Raw genomic sequence first — 18,531 nt, forward strand, 5'->3', positions numbered from 1 at the left:
GCTGACGGCGGCGGGCCGGGGGCGACGGCAGACACCGCGTCGCCCCCGGCCCGGTCCGAGGGGTGTGGAGGGCTGTCCGATCACCGGTCTCCGGCGCAGGGCCCTCGCGCACGATTCCGGCTCAGGACGCCGTGGCCCCGAGGGCCTCGATGATGGCTTCGGAGAAGGGCTCCAGATCGCCGGGATTCCGGGAGGTGATCAGTCGGAATCCCTCGGACGAGTCGACGGCCACCTGCCGGTCCACCCAGTTGCCACCCGCGTTCGTCACGTCGGTGCGCAGCGACGGGTAGGAGGTGAGTTCCCGGCCCTTGACCAAGCCGCTCTCCACGAGCAGCCAGGGGCCGTGACAGATCGCCGCGACCGGCTTGCCCGCCTCTGCGAACGACGCCACCAGCCGGCACGCCGTCTCGTCTATCCGCAGATTGTCGGCGTTGACGGTGCCGCCGGGGATGACGACCGCGTCGAAACGGTCGGCCGACATCTCGCCGTACGTCGTGTCCGGAAGCACCCTCTCGCCCGGCTTGCGGTCGGACACCAGGGTCTCCACCGGCTCCGCCTTCTGGGCCGCCACGGTCACCCGTGCGCCCGCGTCGCGGAGCGCCGCCACCGGCTTCTTCAGTTCGTCCTGCTCCGTCCCGTAGTTCGTCGTCATGACGAGCACGCGCTTTCCGTCCAGGGTCACGGCCGTCTCCTCCTTGATTCATGGCCTTGGCGTCACCCTTTGCGTGTCACCCCCTGACGCGATCCCAAACCGGGACACTTCGGGAGCACGGGTCCGGCCCCGCGCCGGCCCTGACGTCAGCCGCCCTCGTCAGCCGGCCCTGACGTCAGCCGCCCACGTCAGCCGGCCCGGAATCCGATCGTGCCGTCCGGCAGGACCGCCTCCACCGTCGCGCCGTGCTCCACGGTCCTGCTCACCGTGCAGTGCTTCTCGTGCGTCAGCCGCACGCCCCGGGCGAAGACCTCGGCGGCCTTCGGATTGCTGTCCGGAAGCTCGAACTCGTAACTGACCCTGATCCGGCCCACCCGCCCGTCGTCCTCCGGGCCCGAGACCGACTCCACCACGATCCGCAGGTCGTCGTGGTCCACCGCGCGCGCCGTGCGGTCGATGACGAGACCGCCGCACCCGCCCATCGCCGCGAGGAGCAACTCGACGGGGGTGAAGGACGGCTGCGTGGTGTCGTCGTCCGCGGCGCCGATCCGCACCTCGGCCCCTCGGTCGTTGCGGGCGGTCCAGTCGCGGTAGCCGTTGCGGACGGTCTCGATGCGGTAGTCGGCCATGACGGCGGTGCTCCTCGGCTCGGGGTTGGTTCGTTACGGGTCGACGGCCCACGCAACCCCACGCGTCGTGAGCGGCCAAGGGGACGCGCCGGTCCGGCGCTCGGCCTGGAAGCGCGGTCGCGCGGGGATCCGGACGGCCGGACGGATCCCCGCGTGAGTAGGTGCGTACGCGCGAACTGAGTACGGCGCCCGATACCCCACCATCGCCCGCGCTGGTGGAATCGGGGCATGACCTCGGAGACCCGGCGCAGCCGCCGCATGCAGCACGTCACGACGACCGGCTCGGCGCTGGCCGTGGCGATCGTTCCCCTGGTCGTCGGCGTCCTGGTCGCCAAGTCGGTCGGCGCCGACCCGATGGCCCCGGTGAACGCGCTGATCACCAGTGGAGGGCAGCGGGCCAGGCTCTCCCGCTCCCAGCTGCGCACCTGCTCGGACCGGGTGCTCCGCAGAGCCGGCGCCCGGACGCGACGCCCCGTCGGTCAGCCGCGGAAGGACGCGGGGCGCTCCGGAGAGGCCTCCGCCAGGGCCTTCGTCACGGCCTCGACCCCGCCGCGCAGGCCGTAGACCGGGGTGTCGGGCTGCTGGCGCCAGGAGTCGTCGATGCCGCCGGCGTCGACCGTGTCGAAGCCGAGTTCGTCGATGAGGGCCCGTATCTTCCGCTTGGCCGCCTCGTCGTCGCCCGCCACCGGGAGCGCGATCCGCTCCGGGTCTCCGGCGGGGCGCGGCTTGTCGAGGATGTCGGCGGCGTAGGTGCCGTTGAAGGCCTTCACGACGGGGTGGCCCACGTGCCGCTCGGTCCAGCGGCTCTCGGTCAGACCCTCGTCCTCGATGGCGGCGATGCGGCCGTCCCGCTCACGGGGGTAGTAGTTGCCGGTGTCGAGGACGGCGAATCCGTCCGCGGCGCCGTCGAAGAGACCGATGGGAAGGTCGGGGACCGCCTTGAGCGGGACGGTGACCACGACGACCTCGGCGCCGCGCGCCGCCTCGGAGACGGGCACGGGCGTCGCCCCGGTCTCCTCCGCGAGGGCGGTGAGGGTCTGCGGGCCGCGGGAGTTGGCGACGGACACGTCGTGGCCGAGTGCGGTGAGCCGCCGGGTGAGGTTGCCGCCGATGTTGCCCGCGCCGATGATGCCGATCTTCATGGAGCTTCCTTCCGAACCGGGTGCGGCCGAATGCCACGCCAGGCCAGAACTGCCGACCGTGTGCACCTATTCCCGGCCGTCCGCCGGGGATTGAGCGGGGGGACCGGCAGGATCACCCGAGGCGGGAGGCGTGGCACGGCCTCGACGGCGCGGCGTGCGGCTACTGTCGGCCGCGCGCCGGATCACGACCGCGGTCGGCGGTGCCGCCGGCAGCGCGAGCCGGACCAGAGCGAGGAGAGGGAGACCGAGCCGTGGCGAGAAAGATCATCCTGTACATGTCGGTCTCGCTCGACGGCTACATGGAGGGGCCGGACCGTTCGATCGACTGGCACACGGTCGACGCGGAGCTGCACCGCCACTTCAACGAGGAGCTGGCCGCCGTGGGCGGCTTCATCGACGGCCGGGTGACGTACGAGCTGATGCAGGACTTCTGGCCCACCGCCGACAAGGATCCCGCGAGCACCCCGGAGATGGTCGAGTTCGCCGAGATCTGGCGCACGAAACCCAAGATCGTCTACTCCACGACCCTGGAGCACGCCGACGGCAACACCACGATCGTGCGGAGCGTCGACCCCGACGAGGTCCGTGCGCTCAAGGAGGAGCCGGGCGGTGACCTGGCGCTCGGCGGGGCGGACCTGGCGGCCGCGTTCGCGGAGCACGACCTGATCGACGGCTACCACCTCTGCGTCCATCCCGTCCTCCTCGGACGCGGCAAGCCGCTCTTCCCCGGCACGGACACCCTCACCTCCCTCCGCCTCGTGGGGACCCGGACCTTCGGCACCGGCGTGGTGCTCCTGCGCTACGAACGGGACCGGTAGCAGGCGTCGCGCGGACGTGTTCCGCCCGGACTCTTGTGGCGGGAGCGACAACTGCCTACTTTCGAGTAACTCGACTTACTCGGAGTAACTCGCTCTCGCCGCAAGGGTGTCGGTGCCCCGCGACGGCCTCCTGGAAGGAACACGGATGTCTGCTCCCCGCTCGGGTCGCGGCGCACGCCGCCTCCTGCTCGGCTCCCTCGCCGCCGCCCTCGCGCTCGCCGTCGGCAGCGGCTCGACCGTGGCCGCGGCCCCGGGCGGCTCCGGCGCCCCGGCGGCCACCGGCCTGCGGGAGGTGATGTTCGTCGGCAACAACTGGGACGGCACGGCCGACGTCATCGAGGCCGGCGGCGACTTCCGGCGGATCGCCCGGATCGACGTGGTCCCCGACCGCGAGCGGCGGATGTGGGAGATCGGCCTCAACCCCGTGAAGCTGGCGTTCTTCCTCGGCGTGCGGCAGGGACCCGGTGAGGGACACGACCAGCTGGTCGACGACATGTACGCCACGCCCGACGGCACGGCCATGGTCGTCTCCCGCCCCAGCTTCGCCGACGTCGTCTCCCTCGACCTGCGGACCGGAGCGATCAACTGGCGTTTCCCCGTCTCGGGATTCCGCTCCGACCACATGGCGGTCTCACCCGACGGCACCCGCGTCGCCGTCTCCGCCTCCACCTCCAACACCGTGCACGTCCTGGACATCGTCACCGGCAAGCAGGTCGGCTCGTTCGCCACCGGCGACAAGCCCCACGAGAACGTCTTCAGCGCCGACGGCCGGTACCTCTGGAACATGGCCATCGGCGAGGTCACCACCGCGCTGGACGAGCCGTGGCTCGACTGGACCAAGGGCGACCGCCGTATCACCGTCGTCGACACCCGCACCTTCGAGACCGTACGCGTCGTCGACATGCGCGCACGCCTCGACGCCTTCGGCCGGAAGGACCTGTCCGACGCCGTACGGCCCGTGGCCCTCACCCCCGACGAGTCCACGCTGTACTTCCAGGTCTCCTTCTTCAACGGCTTCGTCGAGTACGACGTCGTCGCCGACCGGATCACCCGGGTCAAGGAACTCCCCAAGAACCCCGCGACCGACCCCGACCGCACGGCCTGGGTCAACGACTCCCGCCACCACGGCATGTCGATGAGCCCCGACGGCAGCCGACTCTGCGTGGCCGGCACCATGGACGACTACGCCACGGTCGTCGACCGCGCGACCCTCCAGGAGGGACCGCTGGTCGAGGCGTCCAAGCCCTATTGGGCGACCGTCAGCGGCGACGGCCGCTCCTGCGTCATCTCCGAGAGCGGCGCGGACCGGGTCACGGCCATCGACTTCGCCACCGGCCGCAAGGTCGCCAGCGTCCCCGTCGGCGACCACCCGCAGCGCGTCCGGCTGGCCCGGGTCCCCGCCGGCTGGGCCGGCCCGACCACGCGCTGACGCCTCCCGCCCGGCCCGGCCCGTCCCGCCCCGCGCGGCACCGTGACGCCGGAAGGTGAGGTGCGGGCGGGGCATGGACGGGGCGCGGAAGCGCGAACGTCGGGCGGCAGGCGCTCCCGAAGGCCGTGCGCCCGGCGCGCGGAGGCACACGACCGCGCCCGGGCGTACCGGAGGAGTACCCCCGGGGCCGAGGGGAAGTGTCCCCGCCGTGAACCAGGACGAGCCGACACGGCCCCCTCACGAGCCCCTGCTGCGCACGACGTCGTTCACACCGGAGGACGAGGCGAGACACCGCCAGGACTTCCTGGCGGGCACGGTGTTCGTCGCCGCGGCCGGCACCATGGCGGCGGGCGACGGGGCGGTCCTCGAACCCCTGGACCCGCTCTTCGTCGTCTACGTCCACGAGGACGAGCGGACCTTCGGCGCCGCACCGCAACTGCGGGAGGCGTTCGCGCTCCTCGACCAGGCCGGCGCCGCCGACACGTACGGCCGGATGGAGATCGCCACCGGCTGGTCCGGCATGGGCGGCCGCGACCCGCTGCTCAAACTGCACCTGCGGTTCCCCGGCCCGCGCCCCGCGGCCGGGGTGGCCGAACTGGTCCTGCCCGGCAGGCGGTACGCCACGGTGTGGCAGCACGTCGTCGACGGCGGGCTCATCGGCATCAGCTCGCAGGAGCGGATGGCGCGAGCCGTCGGCGGGCCCGAGGCCTCCTTCGCCGACGGCATCGACGCCTGCGTCCTGCTCGCCACCGGCAGCTCGCCCGTGCTCGACCGGTTCATCGACACCTACGGCTGGCCCCGCCGCGCACGCTCCACCCCGTGCTGAGCGACGGACACCCCCGGCCGCTGCCGCCGGGGTGAGCACCGCAAGGCGAGGAGCGGATCAGCCGGTGCCAGTGGCCGCCACGAGCCCGACGCGGGTGCGGGAGGGATCGAGTGCGGCGAACGCCGTGGCCGAGAGGTCCGCGTGAAACCAGCGGCCCATCGGCGGCGGCCACGGAGCCCCACGAAGGGGGGCCGTGGCCGTTTGCCGGTGCCGGACGGCGGGCGGCACGCGCCGTCCGGCGGGCAGTGCCCGGGTCAGGCGGCCGGCGGCACCCGCGACGGGCGGCCGGAGCCGCGGGTCAGGGAGTAGCCGCCGATCCCGGCGAGCGCGCCGAGCAGTCCGCCCACCGCCGTCCACACCCAGCGGTCGGACCACCAGCCGGAGGACCAGCCGTCCTCGGGGGCCCGCGCCTCGACCGCCGACGGCCTGGACGCGTCGGCGTCCGCGTCGGCCACGTCCTCGGTGGTGGCGCCCGGCACCAGCGGGGCTGCCAGCGAACCGCCGCCCGCGACCGCACCGCCCCGCTCGACGGAGACCGCCCCGACCTTCGTCGTGAACGGCTGGCCGAGGTCGTCCTCCGGAAGACCGGTCACCGTCAGCCGTACGTAGTAGCTCCCCGGCAGCGGGTCCTCGTCCCACGTCTCGGCCCAGGGGCGGACCGTGCGCAGCGTGCAGGACAGCTCCACGGTCGCGGCCTCCTTCACCGCGACCCGGGACTGCATGCCGTACATGCACGGCTGACGGCGGCGCAGGCCGTCGTAGACGTCGACGCGCCAGGTGGAGGAACCGTGCCGGGCGGCCGGCTCGGGCAGGGTCACCGAGGCGGTCACCGTCGGCCGCTGCCCGCTGTCCGCGGGGAACACCCAGTAGAGGTAGTCGCCGGTGGACGCCTCGGCCGTGGCCTGCTGCCCCTGCCGGAACGCGGCGGCCGTGCGGAAGGTGGTGCCCGCCTCCGTCGGACCCGCCTCGGGGGTGCCCCCGTCGGTCGGCGTGGCCGTCGCGCCCGCCCCGTCGCTCGGCGACGGGGAGTCGGCAAGGGCGAGGCCGGGCGTGCCGAGGAGAGCGGCACCGGTCAGCAGGACGGTGGTCAGCGTGCGTACGGTAGGCATCAGTTGGTCCTCCAGACGGCGACGCGCCAGCGGGACAGCCAGCCCCACAGCAGACCGCCCACGAAACCGGCCAGTACCAGCACTCCGAGCAGCCACCAGCCGCGCCCGAGGCCGAAGGCGGCCACGTCGGACGCCTCGTCGGGCGCGTCGACCACGTCGACGGCCAGTTCGATCGGCATGCCGGGCGTGGTCTTCACCGAGAGGGGCGCCGAGAAGGAGTTGCTGACCTGGAGACACACGGTCTCCGCGGCCGGCTTGACGTCCCCGTCGACATCGTCGAGCGGCGGCTTGGGGTAGCGCAGACCGGTCGAGATCACGTCCGTCCGTCCGTCGCCCGCCTCCGAGCCGCGGACGATCTCCCGGCCGCGCAGGGTCACCGCGCGCAACAGGACGCCGTAGTCGTCGTTCACCGCGCGGTCGGCGGAGATGCTCACCGAGGCGCGCAGCTCCTGCCCGGGCAGGACGTCCACGCGGTACCAGCGGTGCTGTCCGAAGGTCTCGCGGTCGGTGTACAGGCCGGGCGTGAGCGTCGGGGCGTCGGCGCACTTCCCGGCGCCTTCGGTGGCGACGGGAGTGACGACCGGGTCGGCCGCGCGGTAGACCAACTGCCGCACACGCTTGGAGAGTTCCTCCGTGTGCCGGACCGAGGTGTAGGTGCCGCCGGTCGCCTCCGCGATGCAGGTGAGCTGCTGGCGGATCTTGGCGTTCGGCACCAGACCGAGGGTGTCGATGGTCAGATGGATGCCCTTGGCGGCGATGTCACGCGCCACCTCGCAGGGGTCGAGCGGGGCGCAGGTGTCCTCCCCGTCCGTGATGAGCACGATCCGGCGGGTGGCGTCACCGCCCTTGAGGTCCTCGGCCGCGCCCAGCAGGGCGGGCCCGATCGGGGTCCAGCCGGTGGGCGCGAGCGTGGCGACGGCCGTCTTCGCCTCGGTCCGGTCGAGCGGGCCGACCGGGTAGAGCTGCCGGGTGTCCTCGCACCCCTTCTTGCGGTCCTGGCCCGGGTAGTCGGCACCGAGGGTGCGTATGCCGAGCTGTACCTCCTCCGGTACCGCGTCGAGCACCTCGTTGAAGGCCTGCTTGGCGGCCGCCATCCGGGACTGGCCGTCGATGTCGCGTGCCCGCATCGAGCCGCTGACGTCGAGCACCAGCTCGACCTTGGGGGATTCCTTGGCCGCCGGTTCGTCGGCGGCGGCGCCTGAGGGGACGAGCCCGACGGCCAGGGCGGCGAGCAGAGCGCACGCCCCGGTCGCCAGCCGTTTTCTCGTGATCATCTGCCGGATCGTAGGGATGATCGTCCGACAAACCAAACGGGAGCCTCAGCGGTGCTCGGGGTTGGGGAAGTCGGCGCGGCAGCCCGCGTCCCAGGCGGTGCGCTGGTTGCCGTGCGCGGGGATGCCGCCGGCCGCCTTGACCATCGCCGCGAGGTGCATGAGGTTCCACGCCATGAACGAGGTGTTCCGGTTGGTGAAGTCGTTCTCGGGGCCGCCGGAACCGGGGTCCAGATAGGACGGTCCGGGGCCCGCCTCGCCGATCCAGCCCGCGTCCGCCTGCGGCGGGATGACGTAGCCCAGGTGCTGGAGGCTGTACAGGACGTTCATCGCGCAGTGCTTGACCCCGTCCTCGTTCCCCGTGATCAGGCAGCCGCCGACCCGGCCGTAGAAGGCGTACTGGCCCTCGTCGTTGAGCAGACTGGAACACGCGTACAGCCGCTCGACGACCCGCTTCATCACCGAACTGTTGTCGCCGAGCCAGATGGGACCGCACAGCACCAGAATGTCCGCGTCCATCACCCGCCCGTACAGCTCCGGCCAGGCGTCGGACTCCCATCCGTGCTCGGTCATGTCCGGCCACACCCCGGTCGCGATGTCGAGGTCGACCGGCCGCACCAGAGCCGTCGCCACGCCCTGCGCCTCCATCACGACCCGGCTGCGCTCGATCAGCCCCTCCGTGTTGCTCGCCTCGGGGGTGCGCTTCAGCGTGCAGTTGAGGTACAGGGCGCGCAGATCGTCGTAGCGGTACGCAGTCGCCGGCATCGGCCGTCTCCTCGCGAGGGTGGGGGGTACCGGACGCCAGCCTCCACACCGACGTCGGCACGGGCCACCCGGGAGCGCTGAACGGGTGGGCCGCCTCACCACCGCACGCGCGCCGCGACCGGCAGGTGGTCGCTCCCGGTGTCCGGCAGCGTCCACGTCTCGACCACCGTCGCGCCACGGGCCAGGACGTGGTCGATGCGCGCCAGGGGCAGGCCGGCGGGCCAGCTGAACGCCCACGCGTCCCGGCTGCCCCGCAGGAGGCCGGTCACCGGGCGCAGCCCCCGGTCGTCCACGGTCCCGTTGAGGTCGCCGAGGACCAGGACGGCGGCCTCCCGGTCGGCGGCCAGCGCCCGGCCGAGCCGCGCGGCGCTCTCGTCGCGCCATCCCGTGGCGTACCCCTCGGTGGGGCGGATCCTGACCGACGGCAGGTGCGCCACATAGGTCGCCACGTCTCCCCGGGGGCCGCGCACGACGGCGCGCAGCCCGCGGTCCCAGTCGGGGCCCACCGCCCGTGGCCTGATGTCGACACGGGTGACGTCCCTCAGCGGGTACGTCGACCAGAGGCCCACCGTGCCGACGCTCGCGTGATGGGGATGGGTGCGGGCGAACGCCGCGCGGAAGGCGGGCAGACGGGACGGGGTGACTTCCTCGAGGGCGACGAGATCGGGATCGGCGGCCAGGACGGTCCGCGCCACGCGCCCCGGGTCGGGGTTCTCGTCGCTGACGTTATGCTGCACGACCGTCATGTCGTACGTGTCGGGGTCCGCGGGCAGCAGTGTCCCCCGGAACACCCCCGCCCAGACGACCGCGAGCGCCAGGCAGGCCACCGCCGCGAGCCACGAGCGCCGTACGGCCGCCAAGAGGAGCCCGGCCGGCACGGCGAGGCCCAGCCACGGCAGGAAGGTCTCCAGAAGACTGACCGGCCCGCCCGGCAGACGGGGCAGCAAGAAGTGGAACAGCAGCACGCAACCGGCCGCCCCCACCAGCGCCGCCGTCACCGCACCGGGCCGTCGCCGCGTCCGTGGGGCCGCCGGTGCGGCGGCCGTGCGCTCTCGCATGATCGTTCCCCTCCCAGGCGCCCCGGTCTCCTCCGCCGTCCGCACGCGCCCTTCGGCGTCGTCCCGGACCGTCTTCGGCTGTCCGCGAGCGTCCTCGACCGGCCCCGGCGTGGGGCGTATGCGCCGAGGAGCCGAGAACAGGGACGCCAGGGGCGGGTGATCCAGTTGCGGGACCGAACCGACCGGGCACGCCCAGGGTGCGTGCCGGGCGTTCCCGGCCGCACCGGGTGGTGGCGACACTCCCTAGAGCACCGCGATGCCGAGGGGCCGTTCACCCGCGGCGAGGCGGCGGGTGTCGCCGGTGGCGAGGTCGAGGACGGTGATCCCGTTCCAGTAGCCGTCGCGCGTGAATCCGCCGCTGACGTAGGCGGTCCGGCCGTCGTCCGACACCGTGACGTCCTCGTGGGCGCCGTCCAGGGGGTACACACGCTCCTTTCCGCCGGGCTCCCGGACGGTGAGCGACGGCCCGCCGTCCGACGACGGATCGATCGGGCCGGTCCCCACCACGAGGAGCGTGCCGTCCCGCGTGACCGTCGCGCCGTGCTGGTGGGTGTTCGCCGTCATGGGCTCGATCTCCGTCCGGCCGGTGCGCGGATCGACGACCACCAGGCGCTCGCCCTCGAAGGGGAGCAGCAGCCTGCCGTCCGACGGACGGACGACGGCGTAGTGCGGCTTGAGCCAGGAGCCGAGTCCGCCTTCGGTGCCGTACGGCGCGACCTCGACGCGCCGCGGGACGAGCGAGCCCGTCGGGACGACGGTCACGTCGAAGGAGTCGTGATGCGTGGCGTACACCTCGGAACCGTCGCGCGAGACGTCGACGTCGAAGGGGCGCCGCCCCACGGGCACGGTGTCCGTCACCTCACGGCTCACCGTGTCGACGACCTCCAACGTCCCCTTGCCGCCGGGGACGTTGACGCCGACGTACACGCGCGTGCCGTCGGGGGAGAGCGCGATGCCCATGCCGCCGCCGCGGTATTCGCCGGTGGTGACGGGGCCGGTGTCCGTCGTGTACGGCACGAGGCCGACGCGGCTACGGAGGCGGGTGTCCACGACGGCGACGCCCTCCGCCGTGGAGATCCAGGCGCGCCCGTCCTCGCCGACGGCCACGCCGTACGGCGCGGTTCCCACCGTGACCGATCCGATCGGACCCCGTGCCGGGTCGACGAAGGTGACGGTGTCGGCGCCGAAGTCGGCCACGAGGAGGGTCCCGTCGGGTGTCCTGCCCGTCGACGCGGCACTCGACGCGCCACTCGGTGACGTCCCGTCGTCCGATGACGGCACGGCGTCCGATGACGGGCCGCTGCCCGCGGAGGGCGCCTTTCCCGCGGAAGAGGCCGTGGGGGAGCGGCCGTCGGTCCCGGCGGATCCGCCCGGCGCGCAACCGACGAGCAGGGCCAGGGCGGCGACGGCGGGCGCGAGAGCACGTGCCCTCATCGGACGTCCGCCCGCCGGGCGGTGGCCGCCAGCAGGCCGGCGATCGCGTCGAAGCCGCGCCTCCGGGCGTGCTGGAGCGGTGTGGTGCCGTCGTGGTCCGCGAGCAGCGGATCCGCGCCCGCCGTGACGAGCAGTTCGACCGTCTCCTGATGGGCGCGGCCACCGTCGCCGAGGATCACCGCCTCCAGCAGCGCCGTCCATCCCAGCCGGTTGACGTGGTCGACGTCGGTGTCCGTATCGCGCAGGACGGCCCGCACGTACGCGACGTGCCCGCGCTCGGCGGCCGGGATCAGGGACGTGCCGCCGAAGCGGTTCGTCAGGCTCAGGTCCGGCCCGGCGGGGAGCAGGGTGCGCAGCATGGGCACGCTGCCCGTGACGCCGGTGACCAGCCACGGTGTATCGCCCGAGTCGTCCCGGGCGTTCGGATCGGCGCCCGCCGCGACCAGGAGCTCCGCGACCTCCACATGACCGGCGAGGGCGGCCAGGAGGAGCGGCGTACGCCCCTCGTCGTCGCGGATCTCGACGTGCGCGCCCGCGGCGAGCGCGGCACGGACCCCGGAGGTGTCCCCGTGGCGCGCGGCCGCCGACAGCCGGTCGTTCTGACGCATGGACGTCCTCCTGGAGGCGGTGGCCGCTCCGACGGCTGCCGGAGCGGGCGGGCGGCGGGTCGCGGTGGACCGTGGACCCCGAAGCGGGGACAGGTGGTGGACAGGGGAATGACGCGGTGGCCGAGGGCCCCCGCGCTCTCCATCCTGGGGCCGGCCCTCGGCCGCCGCGTCGGCTCGGTGACTGGGAACGCCTGGCCGGCCGGTGGACCCCGGGGTCCACCGATCGGCTGACCCCGACACCCTCGTCCCGTGTCCCCGGCCACGCCCCGACCCACGGTGGCCGGGGCTTATTCGGTGTCGGACCCGGCCTCCCGTACGTGACAATGAGTCACCACACGCCAGGAGGAATCCATGAGCCAGGGGACCCTGACTCTTCACGCACTGCTGCCCGCCCGGGAACTGGCCGCCGCGCTCGACGCCGGTCATGTCACGCGCAAGGCGCACCCCGAGCTGCCGCTGTCGATCTACACCTACACCCGGGCCTGCCAGTACGAGCGGATCTGGAACCGGGTCACCACCCGCTGCCGCGGCCTCGTCGCCGACGACGTCACCGGTGAGATCGTCGCCCTCCCGCTGCCGAAGTTCTTCAACATCGGTGAACACGAGGCCGGACAGCCCTACGCGCCCGCGCTGCCGGACGAGCCGTTCGAGGTCTACGACAAGGTCGACGGCAGCCTCGCGGTGGTCTTCCACTACGCGGGCCGGTGGCGGGTCGCCTCCAAGGGCTCCTTCATCAGCGCGCAGGCGACCTGGGCGCAGCGCCGGCTCGACGGTGCCGACACGGCGGCGCTGGTCCCCGGGGTGACCTACCTCGCGGAGATCCTCTACCCGCAGAATCGTATCGTCGTCGACTACGGTGACCGCCGGGACCTGGTCCTGCTCGCCGCCTTCGCGGCCGACGGCACGGAGATACCGCTCGCCGACGCCGCCACCCACTGGCAGGGCGTCGGGTCGGTCGTCACGGTCTGGCCGGCCATGGACCTCGCCGACCTGGTCAAACTGACGGAGTCCAACACCCTCCCCGGCGGCCGCGCCGCCACGGGTACGGACGCCGAAGGGTTCGTGCTGCGCTTCGCCTCCGGCGTACGGGCGAAGGCGAAGCTCTCCGAGTACGTACGGCTCCACAAGGTCCTGACCGGAGTCACCGCCCGCGACATCTGGCGCAGCCACGGCGTCCAGCGGTTCGCCGGGGTGTCCGCGAAGCGGCTCGCCCAGGGCCTCGGCTGCTCGGTCGCCGAACTCGGCGGTGTGAGGGCGGCGGGCGGGCGGCCGCTGGACGCGCTGCTCGAACAGGTGCCGGACGAGTTCGACACCTGGGTACGCGGAGTGATCGCGCGCCTGGAGGACGAGGCCGCGGCGCGCCGGCGCGCCATCGACGAGGCGTTCCGCGGCGTCGAGCACCTGGCCGCAGACCGGGGCGCGTTCGCCCGCGCCGTGCGCCGACTGCCGCACGACGTCCGGGCGGCGATGTTCCTGCGGCTCGACGGGCGCCCGACCGACATCCTCGTCTGGCGCGCCGTGCGCCCCGAGGCATCCGACCCCTTCGCGACCGACGAGGAGAACTGAACCGTGCCTGTCGTACACGTCATGACGGGGCTGCCCGCCTCGGGGAAGACCACGGCCGCGCGGGAGCTGCAGGCCGGGGCCGAGGGCCGGATGCGCCGCGTCAACCTCGACGACCTGCGCACCATGCTCGACCTGCCCGACGCCGGGCGGGGCCGCTCGCACGCGCACGAGCAGACCGTCCTCGGCATCCAGGACGCCGCCGTGCGCGCCGCCGTCGACGGCGGGTTCGACGTCGTCGTCGACAACACGCACCTGACGCCGCACATCCCCAAGCGCCTGAAGGCGGCCGTCGCCGGCCGGGCCACCTTCGTGGTCCACGACTTCACCCACGTGCCCGTCGAGGAGTGCGTCCGCCGGGACGGCGAGCGGCCCCGGCCGGTCGGCGAGGAGATCATCCGGATCCTGGCCGACAAGCACGCCAAGGCGACCCGGGGCGGCTGGCGCCTCACCGACGCCTGGCTGAACGACCAGCCGCCCGTCCAGCCGTACGTGCCCGACCCGGCGCTGCCGTCGGCGGTGATGTGCGACATCGACGGCACGCTCGCCCTGCGCGGCGACCGGGGACCGTACGACTTCACCCGCTGCGACCTCGACCTGCTCAACGGATCCGTACGGGACGCGCTGCGGGCCTTCCAGGACGCGCACCGCGACACCATCGTGCTCCTGTCGGGACGCAACGAGGACCACCGCGCGATGACGGAGGCCTGGCTGCGGCACCACGGCGTGCCGTACGACGAGCTGTGGATGCGGGCGTCCGACGACGGCCGCCCCGACGACATCGTCAAGGCCGAACTCTTCGACGCGCACGTCCGGCACCGGTACGCCGTGCGGGTCTCCCTGGACGACCGCGACCGTGTGGTCGCGGTCTGGCGTCGCATGGGGCTGCCGACCTGGCAGGTCAACTACGGCGACTTCTAGGCCGTGTCTTGCAAGGAGGCGGGGTGCCGGTGACGGCACCCCACCTCCCCGGACGTCGGCGTCTACCCTGGACGTATGGGCACTGACCTGGTCAGACTGTTCCTCGGCGGAGACGTGATGCTCGGCCGGGGGATCGACCAGATCCTCCCGCACCCCGTCGATCCGGCCCTCCACGAGCAGTACGTACACGACGCGCGCGTCTACGTCGACCTCGCGGAGGCCGCGAACGGGCCGGTGCCCCGCCCGGCCGACTTCGCCTACCCCTGGGGCGACGCGCTGAGTGCCCTCGACACCGAGGCGCCCGACGTCCGCGTCGTCAACCTCGAGACGGCGGTCACCGCGCGCGGCGATCCCGCCCCCGGCAAGCCCGTCCACTACCGGCTGCACCCCGCGAACCTGCCGAGCCTCGTCACCGTCCGCCCCGACGTGTGCGTCCTCGCCAACAACCACGTTCTCGACTACGGGCCCCGCGGCCTGGACGACACCCTGCGGGCCCTCACCGACGCCGGCCTGCGCACGGCCGGGGCGGGCCGGGACGCCGAGGAGGCACGGCGTCCCGCCGTCGTCCCCCTCCCCGGAGGCGGCCGGGTCCTCGTGTTCGCCCTGGGCATGGCGTCCAGCGGCGTCCCCCGCGACTGGGCGGCCACGACGGAGCGCGGCGGCGTCCACTTCGCCGCGGCGCCCGGCCGGGAGGCCGCGGCCCGCCTGACCTCCCGCCTGCGGGACGAGAAGGCCCCCGGCGACATCGTCGTGGTGTCCCTCCACTGGGGCTCGAACTGGGGCTACGCCCTCCCGGCCGCCGACCTCGACTTCGCGCACGCGCTGATCGACGGCGGCACGGACATCGTGCACGGGCACTCCTCGCACCACCCACGGCCGCTGGAGGTGTACCGGGGCAAGCTCGTCCTGCACGGCTGCGGCGACCTGATCAACGACTACGAAGGAATCACCGGATACCACGAATACCGCGACGACCTGCGGCTTCTCCCTCTCGTCACGGTGGCCGTCGAGGACGGCGGACTCCAGGAGGTGCGCCTGATCCCGATGCGGGCCCGGCGCATGCGGCTCGAACACGCCTCCGGCGCCGACACGCGGTGGCTGCGCACCGTCCTCCACCGGACCAGCACACCCCACGGCGTCCGGATCACCCCCGCCCCGGACGGCGCCCTCACCGCCCGTCCCGTCCAGGGGCGGGAGCCCTGGCGCGGGACCGCCGCCGCCCGTCCGTTCTCCAGACCAGGGAGACGAGCACACCATGTACTTCACCGACCGCACCGACGCCGGCAGGCAGCTCGCCGCCCGCCTGGACCATCTCAAGGGCCGTGACGTCGTGATCCTCGCCCTCCCGCGCGGCGGAGTGCCGGTCGCCGCCGAGGTGGCCGACGCCCTCGGCGCCCCCCTGGACGTCTGTCTCGTCCGTAAGCTGGGGGCGCCGTTCCAGCCCGAACTGGCCATGGGAGCCATCGGCGAGGGCGGCGTGCGGGTCGTCAACGACCGGGTGCTGCACGGGACCGGCGCGTCCGAGCGCGACCTCGCCGCGGTGGAGGAACGCGAGCGTACGGTCCTGGAGGAGCGGATCCGGCGCTACCGCGGGGACCGCCGGCCGGTACCCCTGGAGGGCCGTACCGTCCTGGTCGTGGACGACGGAATGGCGACCGGCGCCACCGCACTGGCGGCCTGCCGCGTGGTCCGGGCCCGGGGCGCCGCCCGGATCGTGCTCGCCGTCCCGGTCGCCCCTCACGGATGGTCCGACCGGGTCCACGGCGAGGCGGACGAGACGGTCTGCGTGCACGAACCCGACGCCTTCTACGCCATCGGCCAGTTCTACAGCGACTTCGCCCAGACCGCCGACGAGGAGGTCCTCGCCTGCCTGGCCCGCCACCGCCCGGCGCGCGGGCCGGAGGCGGGCCCTCCCGCCCGGGCCGAGCGGGAGGACACCGACGTACGCATGCCCCTGGGCGAGGCCACGGTCTCGGGCCGGCTGGTCGTTCCCGAACGGGCCACCGGTGTCGTCCTCTTCGCCCACGGCAGCGGCAGCGGCCGGCACAGCCCCCGCAACCGCGCCGTGGCCGACACCCTGAACCGCGCCGGCCTCGGAACGCTGCTCTTCGACCTGCTCACCGAGGAGGAGGCCGCCGATCGCGCCAACGTCTTCGACACCGAGCTGCTCGCGGGGCGCCTCGCCCAGGCCACGAGGTGGCTCGCGGACAGGCCGGGCACGGCGGCCCTCAGGGTCGGCTACTTCGGCGCCAGCACCGGCGCGGCCGCCGCCCTCCGGGCCGCGGCCGACTCCTCCGCCTCCGTGTCCGCGGTCGTCTCCCGCGGCGGCCGCCCGGACCTGGCCGGCCCGCGCCTGGCCGCGGTCCGCGCCCCCACCCTCCTGATCGTGGGCGGCGCCGACCCCCTGGTCCTCGACCTGAACGAGCAGGCCCGTGCCGCACTGCGCTGCGAGAACCGGCTCGACGTCGTCGCCGGCGCCGGCCATCTCTTCGAGGAACCGGGCGCCCTGGAACGGGTCGGCGACCTCGCCGCCGGCTGGTTCGCCGACCACCTCTCCCGGTGACGACGGCCGCCCGACCCGGTGACGCCGACCACCTCTCCCGGTGACGACGGCCGCCCCTCCCCGTCGGCGTCCGCACGGCGGGACGCCGTCGCCCCGCCGCGCCTCCCCTCGGCATACTGACCCCTCTTGATCACCGCAGATCCGCGACACCCAGGAGGAGTGCATGGCCGCAGCTTTCAAGACCGTCATCGAGGTGGGCCCGGACCACCTCGACCAGGCCCGGGCCATCGACCGGCTGTTCCAGGAGGCGATCGCCCCGGCGACCGTCAACTTCGACTTCGACAACATCAGGGAGGCGGCCTCCGCCATACCGGACAGCGCCATCGTCAAGATGGTCCGGGGCTGGGGACTCCAGGAGAACGCCCCGGTCGTGGTCATGGTGCTCTCCCTCAAGGAGGCCGTGCGCCAGGCGCTCCCGGAGGAGTTCGCCGACGCGTCCTTCTGGGACACCATCGAGCAGGAACTCGTCCACGCGTTCACCGGCCTCGCCGCGCAGGAGGGCGAGCCCGGGCTCTCGTACTACGAGGAGGCGCAGGAGCGCACCCGCTACTACCGCGACCTGTTCTTCGCCCTGCAGGACGAGGAGACGGGCGCGTACATGTACGCGATCGCCTTCTGCATCGACGTGACCGTCGGCCTGGACAAGGAGCGGGTCGGCGCCCTCGGGATCGCGGACGTCGCCCCGTACACGATCCGCCTCAACGCGATCGTGGTCCGCCAGCAACTGGGTCTGGCCGCCTGACCCGTACCCGACGGGCGCCCGTCGCCCCGGCCCGCCGTCCCGGGCCGGACGAGGACGCCGCCGTCCGCCGCCCCGTCAGGCCGCCGCGTGCCCTGGACGGGTGAGTGTGCGGACCCGGGGCAGGAGACGGAGGCGGAGCGGGTACGGATCGCTGCGTTGCTCCGCTCCCCCCAGCGTCGGAGGATGCCGTCCCATGCCTGTCCGCAAGGCCGCCCTACGAGCGTTGACGACCACCCTGTGCGCGGCGCTGCTCCTCGCCGCCTGCACCGAGGCGCCACCCCCCGCACCCGTCAGGGGAGCGGCGGGACCACCCGGCGACCGCGACTCCGTACCGCACGTCCGCCCGGCCCCGAGGCCGGAGGCCGCCTGGGTCGACCGCATCCCGGGAGTCGGCCCGGCCACGCGTGCGGCCCTTCCCGTCGGCACCACCCAGGCCCTCGTGGTGCTGGGGGAGACGGCGACCACCAACGAGGCGACGGCCGTGCTCTACGAGCGGGACGCGAGCAGGCGGTGGAACCGGGTCGCCGGACCGTGGCCCGCCCACAACGCGCTGCGCGGCTGGACCGACGACCATGTGGCCGGTGATCTGCGCTCACCGATCGGGGTGTTCCGCGTCGGCGACGCCGGCGGGCGGCTCCCGGACCCCGGCTCGCTGCTGCCCTACGACCAGGACGAGGAGTTCGCGCTCCAGGGCACGGGCTTCGCCGGCGAGCCCCTGGAAGGCTCCTTCGACTACGTGATCGCCATCGACTACAACCGGATCCCCGGCACGACCCCCCTCAACAAGAAGAGGCCGCTGGGAGCGGCCAAGGGCGGCGGCGTGTGGATCCACGTCGACCACGGCGGGCCGACCCAGGCCTGCGTCTCGCTCGCCCGCGAGGTGATGCCGGAGCTCCTGCGCGCTCTCGACCCGGCGAGGGAGCCGGTCATCGTCATGGGCCCGAAGGCCGACATCGCCCGCTAGGCCGTGTCCGGAAGGCCCCGCCGTGCGCCGCCGCCAT

Annotated in this window: 19 protein-coding genes; 10 read left to right on the forward strand and 9 right to left on the reverse strand. The window is 73.6% G+C overall.

What is annotated here, in order from left to right; all coding sequences use genetic code 11:
* Window positions 1-121: 121 nt before the first annotated feature.
* Complete coding sequence (locus ACZ68P_RS15085) at window positions 122-682, reverse strand: DJ-1/PfpI/YhbO family deglycase/protease (protein WP_471006121.1); 561 nt, start codon at window positions 680-682, stop codon at window positions 122-124.
* Between the two features lie 158 nt (window positions 683-840).
* The gene (locus tag ACZ68P_RS15090) at window positions 841-1,281 is read right to left on the reverse strand and encodes an OsmC family protein (protein WP_471006123.1); all 441 of its coding nucleotides are present in this window, start codon (window positions 1,279-1,281) and stop codon (window positions 841-843) included.
* A gap of 228 nt (window positions 1,282-1,509) precedes the next feature.
* Here ACZ68P_RS15090 and ACZ68P_RS15095 point away from each other — a divergent pair, with 228 nt between their 5' ends.
* Window positions 1,510-1,845, forward strand: a complete 336-nt coding sequence (locus tag ACZ68P_RS15095) for a hypothetical protein (RefSeq protein WP_471006126.1) — start codon at window positions 1,510-1,512, stop codon at window positions 1,843-1,845.
* On the opposite strand, the gene ACZ68P_RS15100 is transcribed toward ACZ68P_RS15095, so the two are convergent.
* Window positions 1,761-2,465 carry an NADPH-dependent F420 reductase gene (locus ACZ68P_RS15100; protein ID WP_471006390.1) on the reverse strand — a complete coding sequence of 235 codons (705 nt, stop codon included), beginning with the start codon at window positions 2,463-2,465 and terminating at the stop codon, window positions 1,761-1,763. The two genes, ACZ68P_RS15095 and ACZ68P_RS15100, sit on opposite strands and share 85 nt — an antisense overlap.
* A gap of 209 nt (window positions 2,466-2,674) precedes the next feature.
* Here ACZ68P_RS15100 and ACZ68P_RS15105 point away from each other — a divergent pair, with 209 nt between their 5' ends.
* The 3 genes from ACZ68P_RS15105 to ACZ68P_RS15115 all read left to right on the forward strand — a co-directional run bounded on the left by ACZ68P_RS15105 (window position 2,675) and on the right by ACZ68P_RS15115 (window position 5,496).
* Entirely contained in the window at window positions 2,675-3,241 is a 567-nt protein-coding gene (locus ACZ68P_RS15105) for a dihydrofolate reductase family protein (RefSeq protein ID WP_471006127.1), read from the forward strand.
* Between the two features lie 145 nt (window positions 3,242-3,386).
* Complete coding sequence (locus ACZ68P_RS15110) at window positions 3,387-4,670, forward strand: YncE family protein (protein WP_471006129.1); 1,284 nt, start codon at window positions 3,387-3,389, stop codon at window positions 4,668-4,670.
* Between the two features lie 208 nt (window positions 4,671-4,878).
* A complete protein-coding gene (locus ACZ68P_RS15115; RefSeq protein ID WP_471006131.1) occupies window positions 4,879-5,496 on the forward strand; it encodes a hypothetical protein in 618 nt (205 codons plus the stop codon).
* Window positions 5,497-5,750: 254 nt separating this feature from the next.
* Here ACZ68P_RS15115 and ACZ68P_RS15120 read toward each other — a convergent pair whose 3' ends face one another.
* The 6 genes from ACZ68P_RS15120 to ACZ68P_RS15145 all read right to left on the reverse strand — a co-directional run bounded on the left by ACZ68P_RS15120 (window position 5,751) and on the right by ACZ68P_RS15145 (window position 11,741).
* Window positions 5,751-6,605 (reverse strand): hypothetical protein, encoded by an 855-nt coding sequence (locus tag ACZ68P_RS15120; protein WP_471006132.1) that lies wholly within the window; start codon window positions 6,603-6,605, stop codon window positions 5,751-5,753.
* Complete coding sequence (locus ACZ68P_RS15125; protein ID WP_471006134.1) at window positions 6,605-7,879, reverse strand: VWA domain-containing protein; 1,275 nt, start codon at window positions 7,877-7,879, stop codon at window positions 6,605-6,607. The genes ACZ68P_RS15120 and ACZ68P_RS15125 overlap by 1 nt, the downstream gene beginning before the upstream one ends.
* Before the next feature lie 45 nt (window positions 7,880-7,924).
* Window positions 7,925-8,641 carry a flavodoxin family protein gene (locus ACZ68P_RS15130; RefSeq protein ID WP_471006135.1) on the reverse strand — a complete coding sequence of 239 codons (717 nt, stop codon included), beginning with the start codon at window positions 8,639-8,641 and terminating at the stop codon, window positions 7,925-7,927.
* 95 nt (window positions 8,642-8,736) lie between these two features.
* On the reverse strand, window positions 8,737-9,699 hold the full coding sequence (locus tag ACZ68P_RS15135; protein ID WP_471006136.1) for an endonuclease/exonuclease/phosphatase family protein: 963 nt from the start codon (window positions 9,697-9,699) through the stop codon (window positions 8,737-8,739).
* 243 nt (window positions 9,700-9,942) lie between these two features.
* The gene (locus ACZ68P_RS15140) at window positions 9,943-11,133 is read right to left on the reverse strand and encodes a YncE family protein (protein ID WP_471006139.1); all 1,191 of its coding nucleotides are present in this window, start codon (window positions 11,131-11,133) and stop codon (window positions 9,943-9,945) included.
* Window positions 11,130-11,741, reverse strand: a complete 612-nt coding sequence (locus ACZ68P_RS15145; protein ID WP_471006142.1) for an ankyrin repeat domain-containing protein — start codon at window positions 11,739-11,741, stop codon at window positions 11,130-11,132. The genes ACZ68P_RS15140 and ACZ68P_RS15145 overlap by 4 nt, the downstream gene beginning before the upstream one ends.
* A 351-nt stretch (window positions 11,742-12,092) precedes the next feature.
* On the opposite strand from ACZ68P_RS15145, the gene ACZ68P_RS15150 reads away from it, so the two are divergent.
* From ACZ68P_RS15150 to ACZ68P_RS15175, 6 genes are all read left to right on the forward strand, one after another.
* On the forward strand, window positions 12,093-13,307 hold the full coding sequence (locus ACZ68P_RS15150; protein WP_471006144.1) for an RNA ligase: 1,215 nt from the start codon (window positions 12,093-12,095) through the stop codon (window positions 13,305-13,307).
* 3 nt (window positions 13,308-13,310) lie between these two features.
* Window positions 13,311-14,225, forward strand: coding sequence for a phosphatase domain-containing protein (locus ACZ68P_RS15155; protein WP_471006146.1), 915 nt, complete (start codon window positions 13,311-13,313; stop codon window positions 14,223-14,225).
* 75 nt (window positions 14,226-14,300) lie between these two features.
* Window positions 14,301-15,551, forward strand: a complete 1,251-nt coding sequence (locus ACZ68P_RS15160) for a CapA family protein (protein ID WP_471006148.1) — start codon at window positions 14,301-14,303, stop codon at window positions 15,549-15,551.
* On the forward strand, window positions 15,481-16,788 hold the full coding sequence (locus ACZ68P_RS15165; RefSeq protein ID WP_471006151.1) for a phosphoribosyltransferase family protein: 1,308 nt from the start codon (window positions 15,481-15,483) through the stop codon (window positions 16,786-16,788). Before ACZ68P_RS15160 ends, ACZ68P_RS15165 begins: the two co-directional genes overlap by 71 nt.
* A 163-nt stretch (window positions 16,789-16,951) precedes the next feature.
* On the forward strand, window positions 16,952-17,530 hold the full coding sequence (locus tag ACZ68P_RS15170) for a Type-2Aa cytolytic delta-endotoxin (RefSeq protein ID WP_471006153.1): 579 nt from the start codon (window positions 16,952-16,954) through the stop codon (window positions 17,528-17,530).
* Window positions 17,531-17,723: 193 nt separating this feature from the next.
* Window positions 17,724-18,494: a hypothetical protein gene (locus ACZ68P_RS15175; RefSeq protein WP_471006156.1), complete on the forward strand. Its 771-nt coding sequence runs from the start codon at window positions 17,724-17,726 to the stop codon at window positions 18,492-18,494.
* Window positions 18,495-18,531 lie beyond the last annotated feature (37 nt).

It is taken from the genome of Streptomyces sp. NPDC036822 (assembly GCF_055609145.1).